The organism is Olsenella sp. kh2p3 (genome assembly GCA_900119625.1).
In the GTDB taxonomy this organism is placed as follows: Bacteria; Actinomycetota; Coriobacteriia; order Coriobacteriales; family Atopobiaceae; genus Tractidigestivibacter.
The window spans coordinates 1-6,411 of record FPKD01000019.1; the positions used below are offsets into that span (position 1 = coordinate 1).

Annotated in this window: 4 protein-coding genes; 3 read left to right on the forward strand and 1 reads right to left on the reverse strand. The window is 61.6% G+C overall.

Going from position 1 to position 6,411, the window contains the following annotated elements; all coding sequences use genetic code 11:
- Together BT122_RS10535 and BT122_RS10540 are read left to right on the forward strand one after the other, a co-directional pair.
- Positions 1–2,357 (forward strand): Spy0128 family protein (locus BT122_RS10535; protein ID WP_286130371.1); only part of this gene is annotated, 2,357 nt, incomplete at its 5' end.
- A gap of 305 nt (positions 2,358–2,662) precedes the next feature.
- Positions 2,663–4,738 carry an elongation factor G gene (locus BT122_RS10540; RefSeq protein WP_072355862.1) on the forward strand — a complete coding sequence of 692 codons (2,076 nt, stop codon included), beginning with the start codon at positions 2,663–2,665 and terminating at the stop codon, positions 4,736–4,738.
- A 78-nt stretch (positions 4,739–4,816) separates the two neighbouring features.
- Here the strand turns inward: BT122_RS10540 and BT122_RS10545 are convergent, their stop codons facing one another.
- A complete protein-coding gene (locus BT122_RS10545; RefSeq protein ID WP_072355863.1) occupies positions 4,817–5,077 on the reverse strand; it encodes a hypothetical protein in 261 nt (86 codons plus the stop codon).
- A gap of 233 nt (positions 5,078–5,310) precedes the next feature.
- Here BT122_RS10545 and BT122_RS10780 point away from each other — a divergent pair, with 233 nt between their 5' ends.
- Entirely contained in the window at positions 5,311–6,303 is a 993-nt protein-coding gene (locus BT122_RS10780) for a DUF559 domain-containing protein (protein ID WP_083432481.1), read from the forward strand.
- Positions 6,304–6,411 lie beyond the last annotated feature (108 nt).

Here is a 6,411-nt window from a genome sequence, read left to right on the forward strand (position 1 = left end):
GGCTCATGCCCGCAAACAAGGACTTCAGCTTCTCCATCACTGAGGTGGACGCAGACGGCAACGCCGTCGAGGGCGGCTACACTAACACGGGTTCCGCGGACTACGCCGCGGGAGAGACCTCCGAGGCCGTGGACCTGGGCACCATCACCTACAACGAGCCCGGCACCCACTACTACAAGGTGACCGAGGCCACGCCTGATGGCGGCTGGACCAAGTCCGGCGACGGCTACGTCGTGACCGTCACCGTCACCGACAACGGCGACGGCACCCTTAAGGCCGCCGTCTCCGGCAACGGCACCATCACCAACACCTACAAGGCGACCTCTACTCAGCTGGATGCTTCCACTGGCTTCGCCCAGAAGAACGTGACCAGCCCGAATCCGACCAAGGATGCGACGTTCAGCTTCACGCTCGCTGGCAAGGACGGCGCTCCGATGCCTGCGAACGCTGACGGCAGCGATGCCTCCAGCGCCTCGGTTTCCTATGAGGCTGGCGAGTCCGGCACCAAGAACATCGACTTTGGTAGCATCACCTACACCGAGCCGGGCACGTACAGCTACACCGTGACAGAGAGCACTCCGGCTTCCGGCTGGACTGCTACCACCAGCTCCGCCAACGTCAACGTGACCGTCAAGGACAACGGCGACGGCACCATGTCCGCATCGGTCGACACTCCGGCCACGATTACCAACAGCTATCAGGCTGCCGCGACCGATTCTGTGACCATTAAGGCCACGAAGTCCCTGACCGGAGCTCCGCTCATGGCTGGCGAGTTCAGCTTCACGCTGACCGGGAACAACGGAGCACCCATGCCCAGCCAGACGAAGGCAGCCAACGTTGGCGATGGCTCTATTACGTTTGGCCCCATCACGTATACCGAGGCTGGTACCTACACCTACACGGTCGCTGAGGTGAATGACGGCAAGTCTGGCTTCACGTACGACACCGAATCGAAGACCGTGACGGTTACCGTCACCGATGACGGCGCCGGCCAGCTCGTGGCTAAGGTCTCTGGCGCTCCGGTGTTCGCTAACAGCTACGTGGCCGAGTCCGGCAAGCCCCTAACGCTTACGGCCAAGAAGGTCCTTGAGGGCCGTGCCCTTAAGGAAGACCAGTTCTCGTTCCAGCTCTTCGACGAGAGCGGCAACGCTGTCGGCGAGCCGGTGGCCAACGACGCGTCCGGCTCCATCACCTTCCCCGAGCTGAACTACACGCAGCAGGACTTCGAGGGCAATGGCGTTGAAGCTGGCGACAACGGCACCCGCACCAAGTCCGTGACCTACACGGCGAAGGAAGTCGTGCCCGACGAGAAGGCAGCCGGTTACACGTACTCTGACAATGTCGCTAAGTACACCGTCAAGCTCGTGGACGACGGCGCCGGCAACATCACGGCAACGCTTGAAAGCTCCGACAGCACCACCTTCACCAACACCTACAAGGCGAGCCCTGTGACGGCGGAGGCCTTCAAGGCCACCAAGGAGCTTACCGGCCGTACCATCAACGCCGGTGAGTTCAAGTTCCAGCTCACTGACGAGGCGGGCAACGTTGTCGAGCCCGTGTCGAACGCGGCAGACGGCACCGTGACCTTCTCGCCCATCACCTACAAGCTGAGCGACCTTAATAACGCCGAGTCCAAGACCTTCAAGTACACGATCTCTGAGGTTGGCAACGACCTTGGTGGCGTGACCTACGACACCGCCAAGCACACGGTTTCCGTGACCGTGACCGACAACGGTGACGGTACTCTGACCGCCTCCAAGCCGGTGTATGACGGCAATTCTGAGACCGCCCCGACGTTCACGAACACCTATCAGGCCGCTCCTGAGGTTGTCCCTCTGCCCACCGTCACCAAGACGGTTGCGGGCGACCAGACCGACACCTATCCGACCTTCTCGTTCGTGATCGAGGCCCAGGACGGCGCGCCGTCTCTCGACAACGCCGACGGCAGCTCCGTTACCAAGACCCTGGACGGCCCCGGAAGCGTTGACTTTGGCTCCGTGACGTTCAGCGCGGCTGGCAAGTACACTTACAAGATCTACGAGGTCGCAGGCGACTCTGATGGCTGGACCTACGACGGCAACGTATACACCCTCACGTACACCGTCACCGACAACGGCAATGGCAGGTTCGATGCTGTCCCGACCATCACGAACTCCAACGGCGAGACCGTTGATGCCGTGAGCTTCGAGAACACTTACACGAAGCCCGTCGTGCCTGAGCCGGCCAAGCCTGCCCCCAAGGTTCCTGACACCGGTGACACCACGTCTACCGCGCTTCCTGTGGGCCTTGCCTGCATCGCGGTTGTGGCAATCGCTGCCGGGTTCATCATCAAGAGGAAGAGCAACGGCTCTAAGTAGACGCCGTGCTTCTAGGCACTAGAGCAAAGGGCCCCTCCAACCAAGGTTGGAGGGGCCCTTTTTGTGCGGGCCGGTCCACGCGCGTCTACCGCGTTGCCAAGTCGAAGCGGACCCGGAATCAATCTCGACTCCACGCTTGCCCCACTCATTACCACGCTGCCCGATGCGTGCGAATCCGTCGCTGCTCACGCGGGTAAGGTGAATCCAACGCGCGGCGTTTGCCGCGTTGTGACAAAGGCACGGTGGCTTCGCCGTTGCGCTTCTCCTCGGCGATGCTGCCCTGGCATGCGGCTCGAGGAGGAACCATGGCTACAACGGGCACTGAGAAGGTCAAGAACGTAGTCCTTGTGGGCCAAGGCGGCGTGGGCAAGACCATGCTGGCCGAGGCCATGCTGCACCTGACGGGAAAGACGACCCGTCTGGGCGGTCACGCCGGCACCAAGCCCACGCTTGATTACGACGCGGAGGAGGGCGAGCGCGGCTTCTCCATCTCCACCACCATTGCCCCCGTCGTCTGGGGAAACACTCGCATCAACGTGCTTGACGCGCCCTGCTATCCGGACTTTGTCGGCGATGCCTATGCAGCCATGAGCGCGTGCGAGACGGCGCTCTTCGTGGTTGACGCGGCAGGCGGCCTTGGCACCGTGACCACGCGCCTGTGGTACGCCGCCGAGAACCTCTCGCTCGCGCGCGCCATCTTTGTGAACCGCTGCGATAGGCCGGACGCAGACTACGACGTGACGCTCGAGGGGCTGCGCGAGCACTACGGTAACAATCTGGGCGCCGTTACCATCCCCATGGGCACCGGCGACGCGTTTGGCGGCGTCATCGACGTGGTTCACATGAAGGCGCGTCACCTCGAGGGCGGCAAGCCCGTGGTGACCGACGTTCCGGCCGAGTACAAGGACGCCGCCGACGAGGCGCGCGCCAACCTTACCGAGCTTGTGGTCGAGGCCGATGACGAGCTCATGATGCGTTACCTCGAGGGCGGCGAAATCACCCAGGCCGAGCTCGAGGGGCTTCTCGGCAAGGCCATGGCCGAGCGCGTGTTTGTCCCCGTCTTTGCTGGTTCTTGCGTGCGCGAGGAGGGCCTCTTCTCGCTTATGGACGCCATTGTCGGCTGGTTCCCCACGATGGCGGACTTTGGGCGCATCCCGCTGGTCAACGGCGAGCAGCTTGACATCTCGCCGGACGACGACCGCCCCGTTGCCTTTGCCTTCAAGAGCCTCAACGACCCGCAGAACGGGCGGCTCTCCTTCCTCAAGGTGCTGGCGGGCACGCTGACGCCGGGCATCGAGCTCACCAACGCGCGTACGCGCAAGACCGAGCGACTGGGGCATCTCTACCTCATGTGCGGCCGAGACACCGAGGAGGTTTCCTCGGCGGCGGCGGGTGACATCGTGGTGGTGCCCAAGCTCGAGGCCATGACGGGCGACACGCTTTCCGTGACCGGCAAGGTCGAGGCCGCTGCGTTCCGCTTCCCCAACTCGCTCTACCGCATCGCCATCGAGCCCGACAAGCGCGGGACAGAGGGGAAGCTCTATGCGTTCCTCGAGAAAGCCGCCGACGCCGACCCCACGCTCAAGGTCGAGCGCGACGAGGACACGGGCCAGACTGTTATCTCTGCCATCGGCGAGGCGCAGGTGAGCGTGCTTCTCGACCGCCTCGAGGACCGAGCTGGCGTGACTGCGCATACGGTGGCACTGCGCATCCCGTACCGCGAGACCATCCGTCGCGTTGCCTCCGCGCAGGGACGTCACAAGAAGCAGACCGGCGGTGCTGGCCAATATGGCGACTGCTGGCTGCGCATCGAGCCCAATCCCGGCAACGGCTACGAGTTTGTGGACGAGGTCGTTGGCGGCCACATTCCTCGCGGCTTCATCCCTGCCATAGACAAGGGCGTTCAGGAGACCATGCGCGAAGGCGTGCTTGCCGGCTACCCCATGATCGACGTCAAGGTTGCCGTGTACGACGGTTCGTACCACCCGGTCGACTCCAACGAGATGGCCTTTAAGACCGCCGCGCGCATCGGCTTCCAGAAGGCCGTCGCCCAGGCCGAGCCCGTGCTTCTCGAGCCCATGGCACACCTGTGCATTACCGTGCCCGACAGCTACGCCGGCTCCGTGATGGGCGACGTCTCCGCTTCGCGCGGCCGCGTCGAGGGCATGTCCGCGGGTACAGGCGCTGCGGTTGGTGAGACGACCATCGAGGCGACCATACCGTACGCCGAGGTCACCGACTACGCCACGCGGCTGCGGTCGCTCTCGCGCGGTACTGGCGAGTTCGAGATGGAGCTCTCGGGTTACGAGCAGGTCCCGCACGACATCCAGGCAAAGCTTGCTGCCGAGTACGCCGAGAAGCGCGCCGCCGGCGAGAAGTAGTGTTGTCGTTCTGATTGCTCGGTAAGACGGCCGGCCAGCATGTGCTGGTCGGCCGCTTTTGTGTGCCTTGCCCTGGTGCTAGCGTGGGCAGAACTCGTTCATGAGCCGTTCGTGAAGCTCGGCGTTTCCTCGCTGCCATTCGGGGTCATCCATGAACGAGGTGTCTTCTCCGAGGAGCCTGCCAAGCTTCCTTCCCATCTCCTGGAATCTGCGAACGTCGCGAATGTCCTCGCAGGTCACGTGCAGTACCGACCAATCAGCTGGGCCTTCATACGGCTTTGATGCGGGGTCGTCGACAATCTCCAACGCGACCTTTGCTTCGGGCCAATAGAGTGCCATGCAGATACCTCCTTGTACGTGGGCTTTCCGATGGTCCCAACATACGGCGGAGACCTTGCACCTTACTGACAATTCACTTGCATCTGACTGTCAGCCAGCTGTCACGCGGTACTATCTACCTGCGATTACGCGAAATCTTGTTCCGCAGGAATCCGTAGTGAGAAAAAGTAGCCTGATTAAATTGAGATACAGTCATCCCACGGTTTGCGCAGCGGGTCACCGGGGAGGATGCCATGTACGACAATGCGATTTGTATAGGCTCAGATTCAGCGCTTCGGTTTTGGCGGTCGGTTCGCTCGACGGGAGGTTCTCTGCAGGAACACGATGCGGCGGATGTCTTTGGTGCTCGTGCCTTGGGTGCTGCACAGAGAGTCTCGCGAGCCCGTGACCTGTGTCTTTGTGACGAAGGGCAGCCTCTTGATTCGGTGAATGGCGGACCATTTGGACGTTGCTATCTTATTGACGTATGCAATCACAAGTGGCGCGCCCCACTTGGCTCGAGCCAACTCGTTTGCATTGAAGACGGAATCTTCGTGTGCCGTCCCTCGGTGGTAATTGCGCAGTTGGGCTCCGAACTCGATGAAATCTCTCTGGCTCAGGTTAGCTGCGAGCTTATGGGGACATACGGACTTGTTCCTTGGACAGACGAGGACATTGTCTGCAACGTTAATCCGCTAGCAAGCCTTTCGGATTGCCGGGAGTACGCAGTCGCTGCACACACGATGAACGTTCGCGGTGCAACAAGGGCTCTCGAAGCATTGCGAATTTCGTCACCCAATTCCGCCTCGCCACGCGAGACCGATGTTGCTATTTATTTCCAGCTTGGGCGGCCTCATGGCGGTGCGGGTTTAGACGGATTCGCAATGAACCAGAAGTTAGCTGTGCCCAAAGAGCTATGGAGCCTTGCGGGTCAGCATGTGATAAAGCCCGATTTCTGCTGGCAGGGGGCAAAGGTCATCTGCGAATACGACAGCGACGAGGATCATCTTAATTCCCGGCAAAAGACCAAGGATGAACGTCGTCGCGCAACGCTGGAGGCGATGGGCTACAAGGTCATGACCTTAACGAACGGCATCCTGAAGAGCAACGAGGCGCTTAATGCGTTCACTGCAGAGCTCGAACGACAGCTGGGGGTTCGCCGCAATCCCATGAGTGCGAAGATGCTTGCGCAGCGTCGAGAACTCCGTAATCGGTTGTTTGGCTCCGCATTGGGTCGGTTGAGGTAGCCCGCCCGGCAAATGAACTGCCTCCCATTTCTTGGACATGGAAATAGAAGTCCGAGAGATGGGAGGCTTTCCATGTCCATCGGCCTGCGATGCAGGCACGACCGATCG